The 22666-nt window shown below is 69.8% G+C and carries 14 protein-coding genes; 12 read left to right on the top strand and 2 right to left on the bottom strand.

The annotated features are described in order from the left end of the window. The first annotated feature begins 30 nt into the window (after nucleotides 1–30). The 6 genes from ACGFT1_RS02570 (at nucleotide 31) to ACGFT1_RS02545 (ending at nucleotide 7163) form a co-directional block, all read left to right on the top strand. Nucleotides 31–828 (top strand): glutamate racemase, encoded by a 798-nt coding sequence (locus ACGFT1_RS02570; RefSeq protein WP_373907170.1) that lies wholly within the window; start codon nucleotides 31–33, stop codon nucleotides 826–828. Between the two features lie 221 nt (nucleotides 829–1049). After that, nucleotides 1050–1595 (top strand): hypothetical protein, encoded by a 546-nt coding sequence (locus tag ACGFT1_RS02565; protein WP_373907169.1) that lies wholly within the window; start codon nucleotides 1050–1052, stop codon nucleotides 1593–1595. Nucleotides 1596–1995: 400 nt separating this feature from the next. Next, on the top strand, nucleotides 1996–3606 hold the full coding sequence (gene lnt / locus ACGFT1_RS02560) for an apolipoprotein N-acyltransferase (protein ID WP_373907168.1): 1611 nt from the start codon (nucleotides 1996–1998) through the stop codon (nucleotides 3604–3606). Between the two features lie 190 nt (nucleotides 3607–3796). Continuing rightward, nucleotides 3797–4276: an NUDIX domain-containing protein gene (locus ACGFT1_RS02555; RefSeq protein ID WP_362223229.1), complete on the top strand. Its 480-nt coding sequence runs from the start codon at nucleotides 3797–3799 to the stop codon at nucleotides 4274–4276. A gap of 54 nt (nucleotides 4277–4330) precedes the next feature. Continuing rightward, entirely contained in the window at nucleotides 4331–5167 is an 837-nt protein-coding gene (locus ACGFT1_RS02550; protein ID WP_373907167.1) for a 3-hydroxybutyrate dehydrogenase, read from the top strand. Between the two features lie 76 nt (nucleotides 5168–5243). Further along, a complete protein-coding gene (locus ACGFT1_RS02545; RefSeq protein ID WP_373907166.1) occupies nucleotides 5244–7163 on the top strand; it encodes a helix-turn-helix domain-containing protein in 1920 nt (639 codons plus the stop codon). Between the two features lie 51 nt (nucleotides 7164–7214). Here the strand turns inward: ACGFT1_RS02545 and ACGFT1_RS02540 are convergent, their stop codons facing one another. After that, complete coding sequence (locus tag ACGFT1_RS02540; protein ID WP_373907165.1) at nucleotides 7215–8603, bottom strand: MFS transporter; 1389 nt, start codon at nucleotides 8601–8603, stop codon at nucleotides 7215–7217. Between the two features lie 1265 nt (nucleotides 8604–9868). Between ACGFT1_RS02540 and ACGFT1_RS02535 the strand changes: the two genes are divergently transcribed. The 5 genes from ACGFT1_RS02535 (at nucleotide 9869) to ACGFT1_RS02515 (ending at nucleotide 18959) form a co-directional block, all read left to right on the top strand. Continuing rightward, nucleotides 9869–10081: a hypothetical protein gene (locus ACGFT1_RS02535; protein WP_373907164.1), complete on the top strand. Its 213-nt coding sequence runs from the start codon at nucleotides 9869–9871 to the stop codon at nucleotides 10079–10081. Further along, a complete protein-coding gene (locus tag ACGFT1_RS02530) occupies nucleotides 10081–10755 on the top strand; it encodes a restriction endonuclease (RefSeq protein WP_373907163.1) in 675 nt (224 codons plus the stop codon). The genes ACGFT1_RS02535 and ACGFT1_RS02530 overlap by 1 nt, the downstream gene beginning before the upstream one ends. Before the next feature lie 43 nt (nucleotides 10756–10798). Next, the gene (locus tag ACGFT1_RS02525; protein ID WP_373907162.1) at nucleotides 10799–11512 is read left to right on the top strand and encodes a restriction endonuclease; all 714 of its coding nucleotides are present in this window, start codon (nucleotides 10799–10801) and stop codon (nucleotides 11510–11512) included. Nucleotides 11513–11779: 267 nt separating this feature from the next. Then, nucleotides 11780–17113, top strand: coding sequence for a sacsin N-terminal ATP-binding-like domain-containing protein (locus ACGFT1_RS02520; protein ID WP_373907161.1), 5334 nt, complete (start codon nucleotides 11780–11782; stop codon nucleotides 17111–17113). A 514-nt stretch (nucleotides 17114–17627) separates the two neighbouring features. Further along, the gene (locus tag ACGFT1_RS02515; protein WP_373907160.1) at nucleotides 17628–18959 is read left to right on the top strand and encodes a hypothetical protein; all 1332 of its coding nucleotides are present in this window, start codon (nucleotides 17628–17630) and stop codon (nucleotides 18957–18959) included. A gap of 548 nt (nucleotides 18960–19507) precedes the next feature. Here the strand turns inward: ACGFT1_RS02515 and ACGFT1_RS02510 are convergent. Continuing rightward, nucleotides 19508–19975, bottom strand: a complete 468-nt coding sequence (locus ACGFT1_RS02510) for an NUDIX hydrolase (protein WP_373907159.1) — start codon at nucleotides 19973–19975, stop codon at nucleotides 19508–19510. Between the two features lie 199 nt (nucleotides 19976–20174). On the opposite strand from ACGFT1_RS02510, the gene ACGFT1_RS02505 reads away from it, so the two are divergent. Further along, nucleotides 20175–21413 (top strand): IS701 family transposase, encoded by a 1239-nt coding sequence (locus ACGFT1_RS02505; RefSeq protein ID WP_373907158.1) that lies wholly within the window; start codon nucleotides 20175–20177, stop codon nucleotides 21411–21413. Nucleotides 21414–22666: the final 1253 nt, after the last annotated feature.

The following is a 22666-nucleotide window of genomic DNA, read 5'->3' as shown; positions in this document are numbered from 1 at the left end:
CCGCAAGAGCGCATCCTCTATCGTGGCCGGGTGAAGATCGCGCTCATGGACTCCGGAATCGGCCTGCTGGCGGCCACCGCCGCGGTACGGCGCCTGCGGCCCGACGCGGATCTCGTGCTCTCCCTGGACCCCGACGGCATGCCGTGGGGACCGCGCACCCCCGAGGACCTGACCCGGCGCGCACTGGCCGTCGCCGAGGCCGCCGCGGCCCACCGGCCAGACGCGCTCATCATCGGCTGCAACACCGCCACCGTGCACGCGCTGCCGACGCTGCGCGCCCGTCTGGAGCCCGGCATACCGGTCATCGGCACGGTTCCGGCCATCAAGCCGGCCGCGGCCGGCGGCGGCCCCGTCGCGATCTGGGCGACACCCGCCACCACGGGCAGCGCCTACCAGCGCGGACTCATCGAGGCGTTCGCCGGCGGCGTCCGGGTGACCGAGGTGCCGTGCTGGGGTTTGGCCGAGGCCGTAGAACACGCGGACGAGACGGCCATCGACGCCGCCGTCGCCGCCGCGGCCCGGCTGACACCCGACGATGTAACGACCGTCGTCCTGGGCTGCACCCATTACGAACTGGTGGCGGAACGCATCCGCGCCTCCGTCCAGCAGCCCGCCGCCGCCCCGCTCGTCCTGCACGGCTCCGCCGGCGCCGTGGCCGCCCAGGCCCTGCGCCGACTCGGCGAACAGCCCGCGCCCGAGGCGCCCGCCGACGGCACCCTCACGGTCCTGCTGAGCGGCCGGGACAGCGGCCGGTTGCCCGCGGCCGCGCTGCACTACGCCGAGGGGCAGCTGCTGCCGCCCGTCGGTTCGGTCGTCGACCAGAGGTGACGCCCCGGAGCGACACCGGGGTGCGGGCGCGGTGCCGGGGCACGGTGCGCAATGCGTGAGGCAGGCTTCGAACCGCGTACGGCAGTCCGCGGGCCGCTTGCAGCGGTTCTCGGGACGTGCCGGGGCCTGCGCGTGCGCACCGAACCCTGTGCGGGGCGCGCCGAGCGGTCACGCTGAGCGAGCGGGTACCACCGCAGCGAAACCTGAGTAACCTCGTGAACATGAGGGACCACCCCCACGCCGACGAGGGCCCCCAGCCCGACGTCTGGACCGGGCGCGCCACCAACCGGGTCCAGTGGCTGCTGGCGCTGGTCGGCGCCGCCTGCCTGGCGCTCGGCATCGAACTGGCCGTCGACTCGGCCTGGAGCTCCGGCGTCGCTGCGCTCGCGATGTCCGTCGTCGGCTGCATCGCCGCCGGCCTGCTGGTCATCTTCGGCACGCTCGCCTTCGTGCACGTCGACCTCAGGCTCGACAGGGAGTGTCTGGAAGTGCGCTGCGGCCACATAGGGCTGCCTCGCCGCCGTATCCCGCTCTCCGCCGTGGCCGGCGCCGACTTCGCCGCCCTCGTCACCCCCCGGCAGTGGGGCGGCTGGGGCTACCGCTGGCGCCCCGAGATGGGCACCGCGGTGGTCGTGCGCCGCGGCGAGGGCATCGTGCTGCGCCTGTGGGACGGCCACACGTTCACGATCACCGTGGACAACGCGGAATCGGCGGTACGGGTCATCAGGGACCGGTTGCGGACGATCACACCGGGACCTGCTCGCTGACCCCTCCCCGGCTGTATTGGCGCCCAGCGTGCCACCGAACGACCCATGGCCGAACGGTCGCCACGCGGAGTCGCACGGGCGACGGTTGCCATGCGGACTCGCACGGACGAACGGTCGGCATGCGGAGAAGCGGCAAATCAGGGCCACCACCGGCGCACGCGGCTGAGACTCGATGCGCGGACGACCCCGACGCCCTTCCCACCCCTCCGAGCGGGTGCTATCGAGCCCGGCCGGTGGCACCGCCGCGGTGACGGCAAGCCGGACCACCGGCACTCGGGAACGGCGCCGGCCGGCGCCAGAAGCCCGTGCGCGGGAACGGCGCCCACCAGCGACGACCGCCGGGGCGAGGGCGCCGAACCATGCTGTCGGCCGTGACGTCCACCGCCGTACACTCACCCGGGTGACCGTCACCGCAACTTCCGTGGACCAGCCGGACCAGCTCCAGCCGCAGCCCGCCCCCGGCGCGCGCGGCGGCCGGCTGCTGCGCCTGGTCCCGGCCGCCGCCTCCGCGCTCTGCGGGGTGCTGCTGTACGTCAGCTTCCCGCCGCGCACCCTGTGGTGGCTGGCCCTCCCCGCCTTCGCCGGTCTCGGCTGGGTGCTGCGCGGCCGGAGCTGGAAAGCCGCCCTCGGGCTCGGCTACCTCTTCGGGCTGGGCTTCCTGCTGCCGCTGCTCGTGTGGACCGGTGTGGAGGTCGGCCCGGTGCCGTGGCTGGCCCTGGCCGCCGTGGAGGCGGTCTTCGTCGCGCTGGTCGCCGTGGGGGTGGCCGCCGTCTCCAAGTTGCCGGTCTGGCCGGTGTGGGCCGCCGCCACGTGGATCGCCGGCGAAGCGGTACGCGCGCGCGTGCCCTTCCGCGGCTTCCCCTGGGGCAAGATCGCGTTCGGTCAGGCGGACGGTGTCTTCCTGCCGCTCGCCGCGGTGGGCGGCAGCCCGGTGCTCGGGTTCGGGGTCGTGCTGTGCGGATTCGGCCTGTACGAGGCGGGGCGGCTGATCGCCGAGCAGCGCCGGACGCGGGTCCTGCGGCACGCCGCCGCGACCGCCGCGCTGCTGAGCGTCGCCGTACCGGTGGCCGGCGCGGTCGCCGCCCGCGCGCTGGTGAGCGACGGCGCGGAGAACGGCACGGCCACCGTGGCGGTCATCCAGGGCAACGTGCCGCGCTCCGGGCTGGAGTTCAACGCCCAGCGGCGGGCCGTGCTCGACTACCACGCGCGCGAGACGCACAAGCTCGCCGCCGACGTCAGGGCCGGCAGGGCCGCCAAGCCCGACTTCGTCCTGTGGCCGGAGAACTCCTCCGACATCGACCCCTTCGAGTATCCCGACGCCGCCCTCGTCATCGAGCAGGCGGCCAAGGACATCGGTGTGCCCATCTCCGTGGGCGGCGTGGTGGAGCGGGACGGCAAGCTGCTCAACGAGCAGATCCTGTGGGACCCGGTCAAGGGCCCCACGCACACCTACGACAAGCGGCAGATCCAGCCCTTCGGCGAGTACCTTCCGCTGCGCTCCTTCATCGGCGCGATCAACCCGAACTGGACCAGCATGGTCCGCCAGGACATCAGCCCGGGCCGCGAACCGGGCGTGTTCGACTTCGACGGCGTCAAGGTCGGCCTGGCCACCTGCTACGAGGCCGCCTTCGACTGGGCCGTACGGGACACGGTGACGCACGGCGCGCAGATGATCTCCGTGCCGAGCAACAACGCCACCTTCGACCGCAGCGAGATGACCTACCAGCAACTCGCCATGTCGCGGATCCGCGCCGTCGAGCACAGCCGCACGGTGACCGTGCCGGTGACCAGCGGGGTGAGCGCGATCATCATGCCGGACGGGCGGATCACCCGGAGGACCGGCATGTTCGTGCCCGCCTACCTCGTCCAGAAGGTACCGCTGCGCACCTCCACGACCCCCGCGACGAAGCTGGGCATCCTCCCGGAGATGGCACTGGTACTGGTCGCGGCGGGCGGGATCGGCTGGGCGATCGGGTCCGGCCTGCGCGCCCGGCGCGCCGGCGCCGCGTAGCCGTACCCACCGCCGTACGGCTACGCGGGGCATTCGCCGAGCGGCCGCCGGCCACCCACCGTCCGTGTACGACCGTCGCCAGGACCGCCGGACACTTCTGGGGGCGGGCGCCGGCCGGGCGGCGGTGACCGGGGACCGGGCGGGGACCGGGGACCGGTCCACCTGCGATCCGTCCCGCTAGGGTCGGATCATGGCAACTCCTGATTTCATCCGTACACTCCGGGCCTCCGCCGGCCGGCAGCTGCTCTGGCTGCCCGGGGTCAGCGCGATCGTCTTCGACGACGAGGACCGCGTGCTGCTCGGCCGGCGCACCGACACGCGCAAGTGGTCGGTGATCGGTGGCATCCCGGAGCCGGGTGAGCAGCCCGCCGCATGCGCCGTGCGCGAGGTCTTCGAGGAGACGGCGGTGCACTGCGTCGCCGAACGGGTCGTGCTGGTGCAGGCCCTGGACCCGGTCACCTACCCCAACGGCGACATCTGCCAGTACATGGACATCACCATCCGCTGCCGGGCGGTGGGCGGGGAGGCCCGCGTCAACGACGACGAGTCGCTGGACGTCGGCTGGTTCGCCGTGGACGCGCTGCCCCCGCTCAACGAGTTCGGGCTCTTCCGGATCAAGCAGGCGATGTCCGACGCACCCACATGGTTCGACCCTACGACTGTCGGTTGAAGTATGGGGCGTCGCCACATGTGGTGACTGTCGTGTTCCGCTTAGGGTCGGCACATGACCTCGCCCACCCCCCTGCCCGGCCCCGGACCCAGCGTCCAGCCCCTCGCCCTCGACCTCGGCGGCCGAACCGCCCTGGTCACCGGTGCCGCCAGTGGCATCGGCCGCGCCTGCGCGCTGCGGCTCGCCGCCGCCGGGGCCGAGGTGCGCGCCGTGGACCGGGACGCCGCCGGCCTGGCCGAGCTCGCCGCAGAGGCGGAACGGGCCGCCGGGCAGCGGGCCGACGACTACGCGGGAACCGTCGTACCACGGGTCGTGGACCTCACCGACCTGGACGCCGCAGAACGCGCCGCCGCGGGAACCGACGTGCTGGTCAACAACGCCGGGCTGCAACTCGTACGCCCCATCGAGGATTTTCCGCCCGAGGTGTTCCACACGGTGCTGACCGTGATGCTGGAGGCACCGTTCCGCCTGATCCGCGGCGCCCTCCCGCACATGTACGCGCAGGGCTGGGGCCGGATCGTCAATGTGTCCTCCGTCCACGGCCTGCGTGCCTCGGCCTTCAAGTCCGCCTATGTGGCGGCCAAACACGGTCTCGAAGGCCTGTCCAAGACAGCCGCGTTGGAAGGTGCCGACCATGGAGTGACCTCCAACTGTGTGAACCCGGCCTATGTGCGTACCCCACTGGTCGAGAAGCAGATCGCCGACCAGGCCCAGGCGCACGGCATCCCCGAGGAGCGCGTGCTCTCCGAGGTCCTGCTCAAGGACAGCGCGGTACGGCGGCTCATCGAACCCGAGGAGGTCGCTGAAGCGGTGGCCTACCTGTGCAGTCCCCAGGCGTCCTTCGTCACCGGCACCTCCCTCGTCCTGGACGGCGGGTGGACAGCCCACTGACCAGCCCGGTGGCACCGGCTCCAGCAGTTGTCCACAGGGCTGCCGGGGCGGGCGGCCGATACGGAATCCTGTGACCATGTCCCGCGATCACCTCCAGTCCGCACCCAGCGGCAGCACCGAGGCCCCGTACCTCGACCTGCTGGCCCGCGACGCCTCCGCGGAGGCCTACGAGCAGCCCGTGCTGCTCGCCCGAGCCGAGGGCGAGCCGGCCTGCCGGATCGCCGCGCTCGAAGAGGCCAGACTGCTCGCCCTGCGCGTGCGCGCGGAACTGGAGGGGCGCCGGCGCCGTGAGGCCGAGCTGTCCGCGCTGTTCGAGACCGCTCACGACCTCGCGGGCCTGCGCGACCTGGACGCCGTCCTCCAGGCGATCGTGCAGCGCGCCCGCTCCCTGCTCGGCACGGACGTCGCCTACCTCAGCCTCAACGACCCGGCACGCGGCGACACCTACATGCGGGTCACGGAGGGCTCCGTCTCCGCCCGCTTCCAGCAGCTGCGCCTCGGCATGGGGGAGGGGCTCGGCGGACTCGTCGCCCAGACCGCGCGGCCGTACGTCACCGACGACTACTTCCAGGACGGCCGGTTCCAGCACACCCTCGCCATCGACGGCGGCGTGCGCGACGAGGGCCTGGTCGCCATCCTCGGCGTCCCCCTGACGCTCGGCCCGCACGTGATCGGCGTCCTTTTCGCGGCGGACCGGCGGGCCCGCGTCTTCGAACGCGAGCAGATCGCCCTGCTCGGTTCCTTCGCCGCGCTCGCGGCGGCGGCCATCGACACCGCCAATCTGCTCACCGAGACCCGCTCGGCCCTGGCCGGGCTGGAGCGCGCCAACGAGATCATCCGGGACCGCAGCGCCGTCATCGAACGCGCCTCGGACGTGCACGACCGGCTCGCCGAGCTCGTCCTGCGCGGCGGCGGCGTCCACGACGTGGCCGCGGCCGTCTCCCAGGTCCTCGACGGCACCGTGGAGTTCACCGAGGCGCAGACGGCACCGGCCGCCGCCCTCGAGGCATCCCGCGCCGAGGGCCACGCCGTGCGGCACGGCAGCGACTGGATCGCCGCGGTGGCGGCCGGCGGCGAACTCCTCGGCGCGCTGGTCCTGCGCGGCCACCCCGGACTGGACCCGGTCGACCAACGCACCCTGGAACGAGCGGCGATGGTCACCTCGCTGCTCCTGCTCGCCCGCCGCTCCGCCGCCGAGGCCGAACAGCGGGTGCGCGGCGAACTGCTCGACGATCTGCTGGACGCGCGTGACCGGGATCCGCGCCTGCTGCGCGAACGCGCCAGCCGCCTCCACGCCGACCTCGACGCCACCCACGTCGTCCTCGCCGCCCGCCTCGACGGCCCGGCGGCCGACGCCGACGAGGAGGCCGCGGCCCGCCGCCGGCTGTGGTCCGCCGCGTCCCACCTCGCCGCCACCCGGCACGGACTGGCGGCCGCCCGCGACGGCGGCACCGTCCTGCTGCTGCCGCTCGGCACCGGCCACACCGCCACCGAGGTGGCCCGCCGTGCCGCCCGCCAGCTGGGCACGGCCGTCCACCAGCCCGTCACCGTCGGCGCCTCCGCACCCGTCACCACCCTCACCGCGCACCCCGAGGCCGTGGCCGCCGCCTACGCCGAGGGGCGCCGCTGCCTGGACGCGCTGCGCCTGCTGGGCCGGGCCGGGGACGGCGCGGCGGCCGAGGACTTCGGCTTCCTCGGCCTCCTGCTCGCGGGGGAGCGGGACGTCGCCGGGTTCGTCGACCGCACCATCGGCCCGGTGATCTCGTACGATCGACGGCGCGGCACGGAACTGCTGCGGACCCTGGAGGCGTACTTCGCCGGAGGGATGAGTCCGGCCCGCACCAAGGACGCGCTGCACGTCCACGTGAACACGGTGGCGCAGCGGCTGGAGCGCGTGGGCCGCCTGCTCGGCGCGAACTGGCAGACCCCCGCTCGCACCCTGGAGATCCAACTGGCCCTGAGATTGCACCGGTTGACCACGCCGGGACGGTCGTGACCGGCCTCCTCGCGGAGGCCGGCCGGAGCCGTCCCTCAAGGCCTGTGCCGGTCAGACGGTAGGTGCCTGCGCGGTCGAGGCGGCCTTGGAAGCCTCCCCGCCCTCACCCTTGCCCTCCCCCTCGGCCTCGGTGAGGTCCCGGTGCCGTGTCTCCCGGGCGAGGGCCACCGCGACCAGGGTCAGCAGGGCGGCGGCGATCACGTACAGGGCGATGGGAGTGGAGCTGCCGTAGTCGGAGAGCAGCGCGGTCGCGATGAGGGGGGCCGGCGCACCGGCGGCGACCGAGGCGAACTGGGCGCCGATGGACGCGCCCGAGTAGCGCATCCGGGTGGCGAACATCTCGGCGAAGAACGCGGCCTGGGGTGCGTACATGGCCCCGTGCAGCACCAGTCCCACGGTCACGGCCAGCACCAGGTACCCGAACGAGCCGGTGTCCACGAGCGCGAAGAACGGGAACGCCCACAGGCCGACACCGGCCGCGCCGAACAGGTAGACGGGCCGCCGTCCGACCCGGTCCGACAGCGCGCCCCAGGCCGGTATGACGGCGAAGTGCACGGCGGAGCCCACGAGTACGGCGTTGAGCGCCGTCTGCTTCGAGACGCCGGCGGAGGTGGTGGCGTAGACGAGGATGAACGCGGTGATGACGTAGTAGCTGATGTTCTCCGCCATCCGCGCACCCATCGCCACCAGCACGTCCCGCCAGTGGTGCCGCAGCACGGAGACGAGCGGCAGCTGCTCCGTCCCGCCGTCCTTGCGGGCCTCGGCCCGCTCCAGTGCCTGCTGGAAAACAGGGGATTCATCGACAGACAGCCGGATCCACAGACCGACGACGACGAGCACACCGGAAAGCAGGAACGGGATGCGCCAGCCCCAGGCGCCGAAGGCGTCGTCGGACAGCACGGCGGTCAGCAGGGACAGCACACCGGTGGCCAGCAGTTGCCCGGCGGGCGCACCGGTCTGCGGCCACGACGCCCAGAAACCGCGCCGCCGCGCGTCCCCGTGCTCCGACACCAGCAGCACGGCGCCGCCCCACTCACCACCGAGCGCGAACCCCTGCACCAGCCGCAGCGCGGTGAGCAGCACGGGTGCGGCGCTGCCGACGGTCGCGTGGGTCGGCAGCAGCCCGATGGCGAAGGTCGCCCCGCCCATCAGCACCAGACTGAGCACCAGCAGCTTCTTCCGCCCCAGCCGGTCACCGTAGTGCCCGAACACGAGCGCCCCCAGCGGACGCGCCGCGAACCCCACGGCATACGTCAGGAACGACAACAGCGTCCCCACCAGCGGATCGGAGTCCGGGAAGAACACCTTGTTGAACACCAGCGCGGCGGCGGACCCGTAGAGGAAGAAGTCGTACCACTCGATGGTGGTGCCGATGAGGCTGGCGGCGACGATGCGGGGGAGGCTGGCGGGGGGTGGGGGAGCGGTGGTTCCGGAGGCCATGTGCGCCACTTCCTCGTGTGCGGTGGGGACGGGTACGTGTCGGCACACGGTAGAAACATGCAGGTCAGGCGCACATGTGGTGGGGCAACATAGTTCGAGCGTTAGCTATGCATGCGGCCACCATGCCGGCTCACGGAAGGGCGGTTCAGGGGCTCGAAGATGGTCGAAACGAGTGCTGTCCGGGACGCGCGGTTCGGGGTGATTTGACGGTGCGGTACTGACTCCCGTGCTGGTTTGGTGCTGACTAAAAGCCCACGTCATCACCCGTGTTCACCCCCTCCCGTGCTGACTTGGTGCTGACTACGCTCCGTTGAACTCGGACATCTTGGGGCTGATCGGCTCAGGGCCGTTGCGTGGTAGGTGACCTGACTGAGAGGCCGACTTTGCCACTCGGCGCTGCGGGCACGGACAAGGCGCTGCGCCCGTGCGTGGTGCGCGTTCGTCCCAGCAGATTCTTGGTCTGCTGGTGGTACACGGCTCAGATGCAGTTTGACCAGCGAAAACAGCGCCGATCACCACGAGCTGCGGACGGCTGGTCCGGATATAGTCCGGATCTTGGTTCGAAGGTTCGTGGTGATGAGCGCTGCTCGCATGTCGCGCTTGTACGACGATGACGGCTTCGGCACTGCTTCGAGAGGCGACGACGGGCCGCAGAAGACTGTCCTGATCGGGCTGCACCAAGGCTGGATCCGGCGCTGGCGGAGGACAGCGGCGGTTTCTTCGGCCTGGCCCTACAACCGTGGCGCTGTCCTCGCAGGGACGCGACGACACTGCGTTGAGAATTCGTCCCATGGGGGCTCGGTTGGCCGAGGCGGCGCGGCGGTGGGTTGATCAGTGCCTACCAGTGCCTCCCGACCCTGTGACGCCCCCGGGTCATGGTCGCAGAACCACGGTTGGGGGCGGCGCCGGCGCACTATGGCTGTGAGTGCGCTTCCGCTGCTTTTCGCCATTCGTCGGCAGAGCTCCGCTTGGCGTGACTGGGGCTGTTTCCGCAGGTGAGAGACAGGACGGTCACGCGCCGCGTGAGGGCTGGCGGAAAGGGCCGTGGTGAACCGCTTGGGAGCTGAGAAGGGCATTCGCCCAGCTGAGCTGCCTCAGGCTCGCTGCCCCGTGAATTGGCCTGACGGTGTGGGCCCTCCTGGCCTGATGGCGACTCGACCGGGGCGTAGCGCCGTGATGACCCATCAGCTGCTGTCAGTGCCCACTGCTACACCCTTTTGTTGGGATGAGCCGCGCTCCGCGGCCCACCGACGGGAGGGGGAAACATGCCGAAGGTGCCGGACGGGTTCCACCGGGTACGCGGACACATCCGTCGCAATCCGAAGCCCAGGAGCGCCAAGCGCATGAGCGGTTGGATGATTGCCGGCTTACTGGCCGGCGTGTGGCTGTGGGGGCAGGTGTTCGGGTTCAGTGAGTCCACCGCCACGACGCCGCCGACGGATCCGAAGCCGGCGGCCAGCGCGACGGCCGACCGCTGATGGGACGGATACGTCTGCGGCGCCCTCGCGGTGCCGCGGAACTGGTCGCAGCGGCTGTGGTCGCCCTGGCTGTGCTCGTCCTGGTGGCGCGGACGGCGGCCACGGCGGTCGGCACACTGAAGGCGGCCTGGCCTGCCCTGCTGGCTCTCGCCCTGCTCACGGGAGCCGTCGCGGCGTGGCGGATCAGGCAGGCGACCACGATGCAGCGTCGGGAGAAGGAGCGGCTGGCCACTCTGCGGATCACGCTCGCGGAGTTCGACACCATGGACGACCGTCACTTCGAGTACGCCCTGCGGGATCTGCTGGTCCGCGACGGCTGGTCGGCCCGCAGAGTGGGTGGCGGCGGCGACCAGGCCGCCGACGTCATCCGTGACCATCCGCAGCGCGGCCGGATCGTGGTGCAGGCCAAGCACACCCGCGTCGGCGGGAAGGTGGGCTCAGCTGTGATGTACGCGGTGAAGGGGACGGCCGGGCCGGTCCACAACGCCGATCACGCTGTCGTCGTCACCAACGGAGCCTTCACACGCGATGCCATGGCGTGGGGCGACCGGCACGGCGTCCACTGGATTGACCGGGAAAAGCTACGGCGCTGGGCCGAGGACGGTGCCGCTCTACACGAGCTCCTCGGATTGTCCGCGCGCTCCCGCCCGAGCCGATTCAGGCGTGTGGCATGACTAGCAAAGATCGTGATCGCTGCCCAAAACGTCTGGAGGTGTGGTGTTCGACGAGGACGGGTCGCTCGACCCGCTGCTGAAGTTCCTGCTGTATGGGGTCATCGCGCTGGCCGTCGGCAAGATGCTCTGGGAGTGGCTCACCGAGGACGTCGGCCAGTGGATCACCGTAGATCTGTGGGGGCTGATAACCCATCACCCGTGGTGGACCGGGCTCTTCGCGGTCGGCGGACTGCCCATGCTGCTCCTGCTCGGCAGAATCCTGTCATTTCTGTTCGGCGCCAACACCTACGCCAACGTGGACGACACGTTCGCCGCTCCCTCTGGCGATGCGATCGAAGCGGACGCGCTGACCTTCAAGATGAAGCAGCTTTCGTCGATGAGCGCGACGGGTTTCGAGCAGGCGTGCACTGATCTCCTGGCCCGTGACGGATTCCGGCGTCCCAAGCGGGTCGGAGGCGCCGGTGACCTCGGCGTGGACATCACTGCCCGCGATGACGAAGACCGCCTCCTGATCGTGCAGTGCAAGCAGTATCAGAGCCCAGTCGGGTCGGGCCACGTGCAGAAGTTCAACGGGACAGCCCGCCCGCACCACGGAGCCGACCTCCCGATCATGATCGCGCTCAACGGCTTCACGCAGCCGGCGATCGACTTCGCCCAGCATCACCAGCTCATCCTCATGGGCCGCCCGGAATTGAAACGATGGGCCCACGGCGAGCACCTCTACGACGTCCTCGGTATCCAAAGCACGACACAGTGACGCGCACACGCAGCAGAGTCAGTCCCGGGAGCTCCCGCCTATCCGTCGGTGGTCTCTTCTCGGGATCAGTCCGGGGCCCTACCCAATGGGCCCGCGTCGGGATCCGCTTGCCCGCTACCCGGCCTGCAGCGTACGAGCGCTTTGATCAAACGGGCACGCTACGGAGCTACAGGGCCGCCGGTGTCAAACGCCCTTCAGGGTTCCTTCCCGCTCAGTAGCATCACCGGCAGAGTGGGGCGGGAGGCGCACGGGGTGGGGAGCAGCGGTATGGCAGCGGGGAGCCGGCGACCGTCGGCGGAGCGTGTGCGGCAGCGCCGGTCGGCCGCCGTGCGCAGGCGCGTGCACGAGAAGGCGCTGGTCGAGGTGCGCGGCTGTCTGCGGGACTGGGACGACGGCCGTGACGCGGCCCGCGAGGCCAAGGCCGTGGCCGAGACGATCATCGCGCCCGAGTACGAGGGCCGGGTGCTCATCGAGTTGTTGCAGAACGCGCACGACGCGCACCCGGCCAGAGCCACCGACGGACGCATCGAAATCCGGCTGGACGAGGACGAGGGTGAGCACGGCACCCTCTATGTGGCCAATCGCGGCAAGCCGTTCGGCGGCAAGAACTTCAAGGACCTGTGCAGCATCGCCCTGTCCAGCAAGCGTGCCGACGCCGGGATCGGCCACAAGGGCGTCGGTTTCAAGAGCGTGCTGCACCTGTGCGACGCGCCCGAAGTCTACAGCGTGGCCAGGGAGGGGTCCCGGCTCCTCGACGGGTTCACCTTCCGGTTCGCCCGGCTCGACGACTACGACGCGCTCGCCCGGGAGGTGGCGCCCGAACGCGATGGTTTCGCCGACTACTTGAAGGAGAACCTGCTCACGCTGAAGGTGCCGGTCTTCCTGGAGGAGCCACCGAAGACCGTCCAAGGCTTCGCGCGCCGGGGCTTTGTCACCGTCATCCGTCTGCCGCTGAAGTCGGACGACGCGCGCTCGGCCGCCGGGGCGCAGGTGCGGGAACTCATGGACGACAACGCCCCGTTCGAGCTGTTCCTCGACCGGCTGGAACGTGTCCGGCTGGAGTGGCGGGCAGCGGGGGAGACCCGGCGCAGGACGTACGACCGTCAGGTGGAGATGCTGCACCACGCCCGTGGCCTGAAGGTGCAGCAGATCACCTTGCGTCGGCGGATGCGTCTGATCGTCGTCTGTGGGAAGGCCGACCCGGACCGCGCACGGGAGGCGCTCGCCGCGTCGATCGAGAAGGGCGGGATGCGACGCGACTGGATGGCCTGGGAGAAGAAGGGCGAGGTACGGGTCGCCGTACCGGTTGGCGCTCCCTTGCGGGACGGGCGGCTCTACGCCTTCCTGCCGATGGGCGAGCAGATCTCGGCACCCGTCCGCGGCTATGTCCACGCACCGTTCTTCGCGGAGATGAACCGTCGTTCGTTCAACGAGGCGGTGCCGTGGAATGGCCTGCTGCTCGACACCGTGGCTGAGGTGTGCACCCACGCGGTGCTCGCCACGGCGGATGGGCGGGCATCGATTCCGCCTGGCGCGCTCGTCGACCTGATGTGCTGGCAGCCCAAGGCACTGGCGCGGCTGACGTCTGCCTTCCAACGGCTGGACCATGGCATCGCCCACGTGCCGTTCATCCCGGTGATCGGAACGACGCCCGGGGCTCGCACCTCCCTGCACCGTGCCCTTCTGTGGGAAGGGAAGGGCGGCTCCACGGTGTTCACTCCGCTCGCGGTCGCCGCCACGGGGGTCATGGATCTCCTCGATCCGCATCTGCACCCCATCCGGTTGCGGCGGCTGGCGTCCCTGGCCAGGAGCGCGGGCACGCGCCTCGAACCCCCCACAGAGCGCCTCGCGTCGTGGGCGGAAGGGCTCGCCGGTGCCGCCGTACGTGACACCTTTGATCCCGGATGGTGGGCGGACTTCTACTACGACCTCTCCCAGGCGTTCCCCGACGGCTCGGCCCTGACCGGCAAGCGGATCGTCATTACTTCCAGGTCGACGACGGCACCGGCCGGCGCGGATGGCGTCTTCTTCGACCGCGACACTCCGCAGGGCGGCTCCCTGCCGACCCTGCCCGACGGCCTGTCCGACCGCCTGCACTTCGTGCACGAAGGCATCGCCTGGTCCGGCAAGGGCCGCAAGCGCAGAGCCCAGGGCCGCAAGTGGCTCAGGACCGCGAACCTCGTCCACGACTACGGCGCCGACCGGGTGCTCGCCGTTGTCGCAGCCGCACTGAGCGCGGACAGTGAGGACAACGGCGTACGCCTGGCCTGCCTCCGCTACGCCTGCGCGGTCTCCCACGCTCTGGAGACGGAGGGCCGCAGGGCTCCCTTCCTGGGGAATCTCCACGTACTGACCCGGGCTGGCTGGATCGACGCGAGCCGCGCCATGTTCGGGCCGGGATGGCCCGCCGAGCACTCCTCCGTCGACGACACCCTGACCCGATTCCTGGAGCGCGTTCGGGAACTGTCTCCTGTGCTCACCCAGACGGAAGGACGGCTCCTCGTCCGCCCCGACGAGCTGTGTGGCGACGCGATCCCCGTGGAGGCCATGCGGCGCTTCCTCGAACGGCACCACGTCGCTCATGGCCTCCGTCCCCGGTACGAGACCTTCCGCACCAGTGTCAGGGGAGACGCCCTCAACCGGCCCTCCCGTTTCTGGGCCCCGGACCGGCCGGATCTGCTGCCGCAGTGGCGGACGAGCGCCGAGCGCTGGCGGAACCGGCGTAGGGTCGGCTACATCAGCGTCGAGTACCACTCACGCTCCCGTGCCGCGGCCATGCTGCCCGGTCAGGACGACTACGCCGCCTTCTCCGAGGAGGACCGCAGACTCTACGCGGAGCTCATCGTGCACGGCCTCGCCTTCGCCTGGGCCGACTCCGCACTGGAGATGCAGTTCGTACGCCACAGCGATCCCACCGGGACGCCCTGGCCCACTCCGCTGTCCGCCTTCCTCACCCACGCACCGTGGATCCCGCAGACGGCCGCCCCGACCGCCACCTCGGAGGGGACCGTGTTCGCCACCGCCGACACGGCCTGGTGGTGGCACGGCACGCAGCCCCCGCCCCAGTACCTCGGCGTGGTGCCGGCTTCCTTGCGCAGCAGGCGGTCCGCCAAGCTCGTGGCACGGCTCGGCCTGCTCGGCATCCGCTCCTGGGACGATCCCGGCACCGCGCTCGACCGGCTCCGCCACCTGCCGGACCTGGTGCAGGCCAACGCCCACCTCAGGGAAGGAAGACTCGCGCACGAGATCGGACGGGAGTACGAGAAGGCGTGGGCGCAACTGCTGCCGGCGGAGGGCGGGACGCGCACCACCGACGGCGGGCAGCCCGCGGCGCCGCGCCGGCTGCTGGTGACCCGCGCTGGTGCCCTCGCGTCGCTGGACCCGGCGGAGACGGACGAGACGGCCTTCGTCCCGGATCCTGACGGGGCCCAGAACCGAGCCCTTCTGGACCGGGTCCCCGTGCCCGTGATCCCGGTACGGGACAGGACACTGGGCGGCCGGGTCCACGCCTTCCTCCAACGGAGGACAACGTTCGACGTCCAGCGGTGCGGCGAGGCCGCGCACGACATCCAGGCCGACGGATTGCCCGTCCGTGACGCACCGCACGTGCCGTTGACGGAGTACGCGGGATCCTGGCTGCTCACCCTGGTCGCGGCCCTGGTGGAGTTCGACGAGGAACGAGCGTCCCGTCCGGAGCCCGTGGCCGCGGCCGACGTGGCTGGCCTACTGCATCGCTGCGACGTGACCGTGGCCGGCGAGGCCGTCCTCTGGATCGCCGGCCACCGCCTCACCGAGCACGGAGCGGACCGAGCCCTGCTGCACCCGCACCCAGACCGGCCCCGTGTGGTCGTCGTGCACAGCGAGCCGCGTACCGGCTGGCGAGTGCTCCGCACCGCCTCCCCCGCCGTGGCTGCCCTCATCGGCGCACCCTACCTCGCAGACCCGCTGTGGAAGGCGCTAACCAAACTGGAGGAACGCGGCCTGAAGACCGACCACGTCCCCGAGGGGGATCTCACGGACGTCCTGGACCTGCGGCCGCACCAACTGCACGCCGTCCTCGCCGAGCGGGCGTCACAGCGTTCCGGTAGCGCGCGGCTTGTTCCCCTGCTCGCCTGCCTCGATCTCGACCTCGCGGAGCAACTGCGGCAACATGCCGACGACTTCTCCGACCGCGTCGCCCTCCTCACCTGGCTCACCGACCGGATCGGCGCACCGAACGCGGAACAGCTCATGCGGTTGCTGGAGGACGACGACCGGGAACGGCAACTGAGCGCCATATCCGTGCCCCTTGCCGACGCCAACCGCGCATGGCGCGCTCTGGGCCTCCCGGAGATCGACAACAGGGACCGGCATGAACGGCATTTCGCGGCATGGCTTCAGCGGAACCGTCCCGCGCTCGCCGAGCGGATCAGGGACGCCTACAGGGACGTCCACCGGTCCGGACGGTCCCTGGCCCGGTACGTAAAGTTGCGCGACCTCTCCCTACTCGCGCCGGACGCGGCCTGGCACACGACGCTGTGGCATCTCTCCGACGAACTCCTCCAAGCCCACGCGGCCGCCTGGCTGATGAAACAGCTCCCCGCGCCCTCGTCGACGTCACGCCCGCTGAGGCCGCTGGCCGAGGTACGCGAGGCATCCAGCACAGCGGTGCACAAGCAGGTACCACGACTGCGGCAACTAATCGAGGAATGGGAGCGCCTCCATCCCGCAAGTCGCCCCACGGTGCTGCCCTCCGCCCAGGACGTCCTGCGGGAACTGGACGGCGACGGCCTGCTGGACTTCGAAGTCCTGTCCGTGAAGGCGTTGATCGCCTGGCTTAGGGCCCGCGGCCACTGGCCCCAAGACATGCCTCTGTCGGACCGGCGCGCAGACCTCGGGCTGGCCGCGACACGTCCCCTGGAGCCCGCGGGGAGCACCGGCGGAGCCACGGGCGGGGGCGGACCCGGTGGGTCCGCCCCCGGCCCCCATGTAATGCTGAACGGCAGGCCAGTGTCGGCCCTGCCCGACGACCTGGCGGCGCTCGCCCGCGAGGTGGCCGCAGACCTCACGCCTGAGCAGCGGTCCACCTCGGCCACGTCCGCCACGGCGCTTGCGCCCCGCATTCCGCAGCCACGCACCTTCTCGTCGTCCGGTGCAAGGTCGTACAGCGGTTCGTACCAGGTCCCCGCGAGCGACCAGGACCGGACATTGGCCGTGGGCCTTGCGGGGGAGGGGGCGGTGGCCGCGTGGCTGCAAGTGCAGTTCGGGGTCGAACCACAGGACTCTTGGAAGTCCGGCCTGCGAGTCCACGGGCTCGCCGGCGCGCAGCCGGGGGACGACCGGCTCGGCTACGACTTCCTCATCCACGACGGCGACGCGACCTACCTCTACGAGGTCAAGGCATCCACCGGCGACAGCGGCGAGATCATCCTTGGCGAGTCCGAGGTTCGACGCGCTTCTCGCCTGAAGCCGGACGAGACGTACTTCATCGTGTACGTCTCTCACGTGCTCGATCGCGACCGCCGCGACATCACCGTCCTGCCCAACCCCTTCGGCGCCCCCGACCTCGCTGGTTACGAACTGGTCAGCACTCAGCTGAGGCTCCGATTCAACCTCGGCTGAATCAAGAAGTTCGTGCCCGGCTGGCTGTGGAACGACGGAGGTGGCTCGCTCTATCCACGCATGCCCGCCCTCGGTCCACATTGCCGCCGAGTTCCTCGAACACCTCGCAGGACAGGGCCTTCCTTCCTGGCCGAATCGAGCCGCGGATCCTCGGCGTGCGCGTGGCCCGGTGACTTTCGCGCACAAGAACAGCGCCATCAGCCGGCCCTGGATTGCTCTCCAAGTCCGGCCGTCGCTCGCTCCACACACGTTCCGCTAGGGCCGGGACGGCGAGGGAATGACCCCGTAGCGTTGCCGTGTCCAGCCCTCGTGGCACTATGCCCCCGGTCCTCCCAGTTGATCATGTAGAACTCCGGGCCGGTCACGTACGTCAGGTCGGCATGGGCCGGCCGCCACTCCTCCACCGTCGTGTCGGTCACCTCGGGAAGGACCTCCCGGTCCCTTGGGGCCGATGGGGGTGCAAGCATGCGAATTCAGTGGAGAGCGGCGCCTGTTTCTAGGCAGAATCGCTGTTGTGGCTCCGATGTTGACCGATATGCCGTCCGACCGGCTGAACGCGCTGGTCAAGCACCCGTTCCACCGGGAGAACGGTGAGCGGCTGATCGGGTTCATCAAGGACTTGCGCGAATGCCACAGCGCCGAGGACTTCGTGACGTTCCAGCGGGAACTTCTGCTAGCCACACTGGCCGCGAACCGTGCGCGTGCGGAGCGCTCGCGAGTGATCAAGCGGCTCAGGAAGGGGCAGTCGCTGCCTGCCGACGCGCCAGATCTCGTCGTCGGTGATCCTCGCGACGTGGAGGACTGGCGACTGGAGTCCGACGTTCTGGAGCGTGTGGGGCGCCAACTGCGCTCGATCGGTGACGCCATGGCCTGGCGGGCATTCCGGTACGACCGGCGCTACATACTTGCGCTGCGCCGCAACGAATCACCGGGGCCGATGACCCTCAGTAAGGAGGGCACGGTCCATGAGATCCAGTTCGCGGAGCAGCAGTGGATCGAGAACAGGTTCTTCGCACTGCTGCATGACATCACCGACTGTCTGCGTATCGGCGACGTGACCGTGTTCCGTGATCGGGGCGACGACGAGCAGGACATCCTCCTTTACGAGCTGAAGACGAATCCGAGGCGGCGGGAGAGCACCCAACTGACACGGACCCGGTTGGCGGCGGAGGCACTGCACACTGGCGGGCCGCTCCCCGGTCCGGACAAGGCCGTTCTCGTCGAGACCGGTGTGCCCTACGCCACCCATATGTCCGTGCTGAGTGACGCCTTGGGCCGCGCCCACCAGGAGGGGCTGAAGACGATGCGCGTGCCGGGGCAGCGTGGTCTCCTGGCGCTCGACATCGCGGCAGCTGGGAACAGGTGGGATGCGGAGGAAGCGGTCCGACAGTTCCACGCCGCATACGCGGCACTGCTGCGTCGTATGCGACTGACGGGACAGCGCATCTGCTTCAGCAGCGGAGACAGCGCGGCGCGCAACACCATGGCCGTGCCGTGGGGCATCTATCCGCTCCAGCCAGCGCAGTGTGCCGGCCTCATCGCGGATGTTCTCGTCTTCACCGTGACACTGTCGTCCGGCGACCTTGTTGACGAGCTTGGTAAGCATGGGTTGGACGCTGAGTGGGTACTGCCGAGCGGAGCTGAGATGCAAGCAGCCCAGCCTGTCATGATCATTCGAGGGCACGGCCATCAGGTCACGATGGCTAGAGCAGGGCTCGAGCAGCTCGTGCTGGAACTTAGCGATCTACAAGTCTGGGCGCGCGGCATGGACCAGCTGCTTCGGAAGGGCAAAGCCGGCCGACAGCCGTGGCCGTACTTCGCTGATGAGTACAAGGTGTGGGCCTGACGCCGGCCGCGTATCAGGTTGCCCCTCGAAGTCGACGTGTTTCCGATGACCCACCACGTTGAGTGTGTCGCGATCCTAGAACCGGCCGCAAAGGGCTCCTGACCTGCGGTTTTGTGCGTGCGCATTATGTGCGGTGTGGGCGTTACGGGCGATATCTTGACGCTGAAATGACGCTCGTGAAGCTCATTTGACGCTCGTTCTGATGGGGTGTCAGGCTGCTTGCCGGGCAGGTTAGGCTCTGCGAGTCGGCGGGACATCAAGCCAGACACTTGGCAGCTTCAGCCGGGGCTGTGGGTGGCGGACTGCGAATTCAGCAACGGGCCGGGGCGAGCAGGTCACTTCGTCGGCACTTCGACCGCCCAGCACGCTTTGCTCCGGGCCCGCCGATAGGGTGGGCGGCCTGGGAGCGAGGAGGAAGACGATGGCGCTGACCACGTCGCTGGCCGGCCGGGTCCGGAATACGAGCCTGCCCAAAAGCCATGCCCTTCTGCCGCTCCTAGTGCTCCAGCTGTAGATCGTGATCTTCGTGTGGTGGCCATCGTCTGGCGTCACCAGCGGGCGACCAGGGTCTCGTCTCTACCTCGGTTGCGGTACAGCCAGGTGGTCCCGGGCGCGACATCCCCGGTCAGATAGCCGACGATGGGCTCCCGCTGGGTTGCGCTGTCCAGCTCGCCGAGTAGCTTCAGGGCGTCGGGCAGGGGGAAGAAGGCAGCCTGTTCGATGTCGGTGTCCTGTGGCGCGATGTCACCCGACCACTCGTCGATCTCGAAGGCAGCGACCAGTGCCGAAGGGTAGGGCTCGGAGTCGATGTGCATGAGGAATGCGGTCCTCACCGGGTCGCCTACCAGCAGCCCGGTCTCCTCCCGTAGCTCGCGCCGGAGGGCTTCGTGCATGAGCTCGCCGTCCTCGACCCCGCCACCGGGCAACGACCAGAGGATCTCGCCGGCGGCGCCGAGGCTCTCTCGCACGAGCAGGATCTCGTCGCCTTGGCGGATGATGCCAATGACCAACTGCACCCGGGGTTTTGGGGCCTCCGGAAATTCTGCCGTCATACCGCAGACCGTACGTGATGGCAAGCGCGCGGATAGCCAGGGCCGGTGCGGTGACGGGTGCGGCCACCGTTAATCATCGTGAGTTGTGTGGACTGACGAAGAGACAGTGGCCGCAGGTCACAGCATAGATCCAGGCCGTTGGCGGGAGGTGTTCGAGGTGGCCATGGGTCGCATCGCAGGCCGGTTCGCCCGGGTCGAACCCCGGCTCCGGGCCGGGCGGTTGGTGCTGGGGCTGCTGTCGGACCTGCTGCGCAAGAACTGCTGGACGATCGCGGAGTGGGCCGGGGAGAAGACCCCGCATGGCATGCAGCACCTGCTATGCCGGGCTGCCTGGGACGCCGATGCAGTGCGGGACGACGTGCGCGAGTACGTCGTCGAACATCTCCACGACGAGGCGGCAGTGCTGGTCCTGGACGAGACCGGCGATGTGAAGAAGGGCACCCGCACCGTCGGGGTTCAGCGCCAGTACACCGGGACCGCTGGCCGGATCGAGAACTCCCAGGTTGCCGTCTACCTCGTCTACGCGGGCGCCCGCGGGCACGCGGCGGTGGACCGGGAGTTGTACGTCCCGCGCTCGTGGACCTCGGACCCGGACCGGTGCCGGGCGGCCGGGCTCGGCGAGGACACCATCTTCGCCACCAAGCCGGAGCTGGCCCGCACGGTGATCGAACGGTTTCTGGACGCCGGACACCGTATCGGCTGGGTGACCGGCGACGAGGTCTACGGCGGCAACCCGAAACTGAGGTCCGCCCTGCAAAAACGCGGCCTGGGCTATGTCCTCGCGGTGGCCTGCTCAGCCGAAGTGACCACCGGTGCGGGCACGTTCCGCGCCGACGCGCTGGCCAGGAAACTCCCGAAGCGGGCCTGGCAGAGGCTGTCCGCCGAACGCGGCGCGAAGGGGCACCGCTACTACGACTGGGCCGTCATCGACCTCATCGACCCGGCGCCCGGCCACCGTCAGCTGTTGATCCGGCGCAACCGCACCACCGGAGAACTCGCCTACTATCGCTGCCATTCCACCGGGCCGGTCCCGTTGCACACCCTTGTCAGGACGGCCGGATCCAGGTGGCGGGTGGAAGAGACCTTCCAAACCGAGAAGGGCCTGGCCGGACTCGATGAACACCAGGTCCGCCGTTACCCATCCTGGAGCCGCTGGGTCACCCTCGCCATGCTCGCTCATGCCTTCCTCGTCGTCGTCCGCGCACACGAACACACACATCGCGCCCGACCGGACGACCTGGCCCCGCTGACCTGCAACGAGATCCAGCACCTGTTCCTCGCCGTCACCGTCCGGCCGCTGAACGACCTCACCCACCGGCTCCGCTGGTCCGACTGGCGACGACGCCACCAGGCACGATCACAGACCAGCCATTACCGCCGACAAGCCGCAGCTCAGACATGAAGATCACGATCTACAGCTGGAGTACTAGTCAACGACATTGGCTGCGTGGGCCTGGGGCAGATACCGCAATGGTGCCGCAGAAAATGCGGAGATGTTGCACCAAGGTGACGTGACCGTGGTGAACTTCGGCGCGCCGTAATGGTGCCGCAGCTTGAGAGTGCGGAGGTGCCGCTGGCGTTGATCACATTCGATGCGCCATTGGCCGTGCCGCAATGGGGCCGCAGCCCGAAGACTGCGGAGACGCAGTGTGCCCTGCACCTGCCTGCGTGATACCGATCATGCCGCAATGGTGCCGCAGCGGCGGGCTGCGGGGACACGCCGACGGCCAGGCATTGGGGGCGAGGTCAGAGCGTCGCATTGGTGCCGCAACCTCGGGCTGCGGATACACGTCGAAGATCAGGCGTGTTCTACAGGTGAGTCTCATCGCCGTAATGGTGCGCAGCCTTGGGCTGCGGACACAACCACGGTTGGCAGGACGATCCGGTCCGCGTTTGGACGCCGCAGCCCCGGTCTGCGGAGACGCGAAACTGTCTACAACAGAGGCATCGTCGAGGTCTGGCCGCAATGATGCCGCAGCCTTGGAACTGCGGAGATGCCGCTGCCACTTGGTGTGGGTGCTGTGGCCCTCCTGGCCATAATGGTGCCGAAGCTTCGATGGCTGGGGAGACACTCCTGGACACCGTCGAGGTCATCGCGGCTCGGAGGCCGTCAAATGGTGCCGCAGCTGGCGGCTGCGGAGACCTACGTTCTCGTGATCATAGAGCTGGGCGCCCAGGCCACCGCAATGGTGCCGCAGCCTTGGGCCGCGGGGACACTCGGGGACGTAGGGCGGGTGAGTCTCGGTGGTGTAGTCGCCGCAATGGTGCCGCAGCCCGTGGACTGCGGAGACACCTCGAAGTCGACGTACAGCATCGAGCCGTCCTGCTGGCCGCAATGGTGCCGTAGCTTCGCGCTACGGCGTCCCTGCCCGAACCTGTTTGAGATCGAGATCGACAAAGTTCCGCAATGGCGCCGCAGCTTTGGAACTGCGGAGACACAGGATTTGTCACCGGTACGAGCCGGCACCCTGCGGGTGCCGTAACTGTGCCGCAGCCATGGGCTGCGGAGGCGCTTCGAGTAAGTGATCGCCGCGCGGCAGAACGGGTCGCAATGGTGCCGCAGCCTGGGGCTGCGGAAAGATTCGCGGACATGGAGAACGCCCGCCAGGAAGAGAAGGAGCCGCAACGGGGCCGCAGTAGCTGGGCTGCGGAGAC

This window comes from Streptomyces sp. Y20 (assembly GCF_043195475.1).
In the GTDB taxonomy this organism is placed as follows: domain Bacteria; phylum Actinomycetota; class Actinomycetes; order Streptomycetales; family Streptomycetaceae; genus Streptomyces.
The sequence above is the reverse complement of the archived record's forward strand: the minus strand, read 5'-3'. Positions and strand labels throughout refer to the sequence as shown.

Coding starts and splice junctions, on each gene's coding strand:
- ACGFT1_RS02565 (WP_373907169.1), top strand. CDS start 1,050: ATGAGGGACCACCCCCACGCCGACGAGGGCCCCCAGCCCGACGTCTGG.
- ACGFT1_RS02555 (WP_362223229.1), top strand. CDS start 3,797: ATGGCAACTCCTGATTTCATCCGTACACTCCGGGCCTCCGCCGGCCGG.
- ACGFT1_RS02550 (WP_373907167.1), top strand. CDS start 4,331: ATGACCTCGCCCACCCCCCTGCCCGGCCCCGGACCCAGCGTCCAGCCC.
- ACGFT1_RS02545 (WP_373907166.1), top strand. CDS start 5,244: ATGTCCCGCGATCACCTCCAGTCCGCACCCAGCGGCAGCACCGAGGCC.
- ACGFT1_RS02540 (WP_373907165.1), bottom strand. CDS start 8,603: ATGGCCTCCGGAACCACCGCTCCCCCACCCCCCGCCAGCCTCCCCCGC.
- ACGFT1_RS02535 (WP_373907164.1), top strand. CDS start 9,869: ATGCCGAAGGTGCCGGACGGGTTCCACCGGGTACGCGGACACATCCGT.
- ACGFT1_RS02530 (WP_373907163.1), top strand. CDS start 10,081: ATGGGACGGATACGTCTGCGGCGCCCTCGCGGTGCCGCGGAACTGGTC.
- ACGFT1_RS02520 (WP_373907161.1), top strand. CDS start 11,780: ATGGCAGCGGGGAGCCGGCGACCGTCGGCGGAGCGTGTGCGGCAGCGC.
- ACGFT1_RS02505 (WP_373907158.1), top strand. CDS start 20,175: ATGGGTCGCATCGCAGGCCGGTTCGCCCGGGTCGAACCCCGGCTCCGG.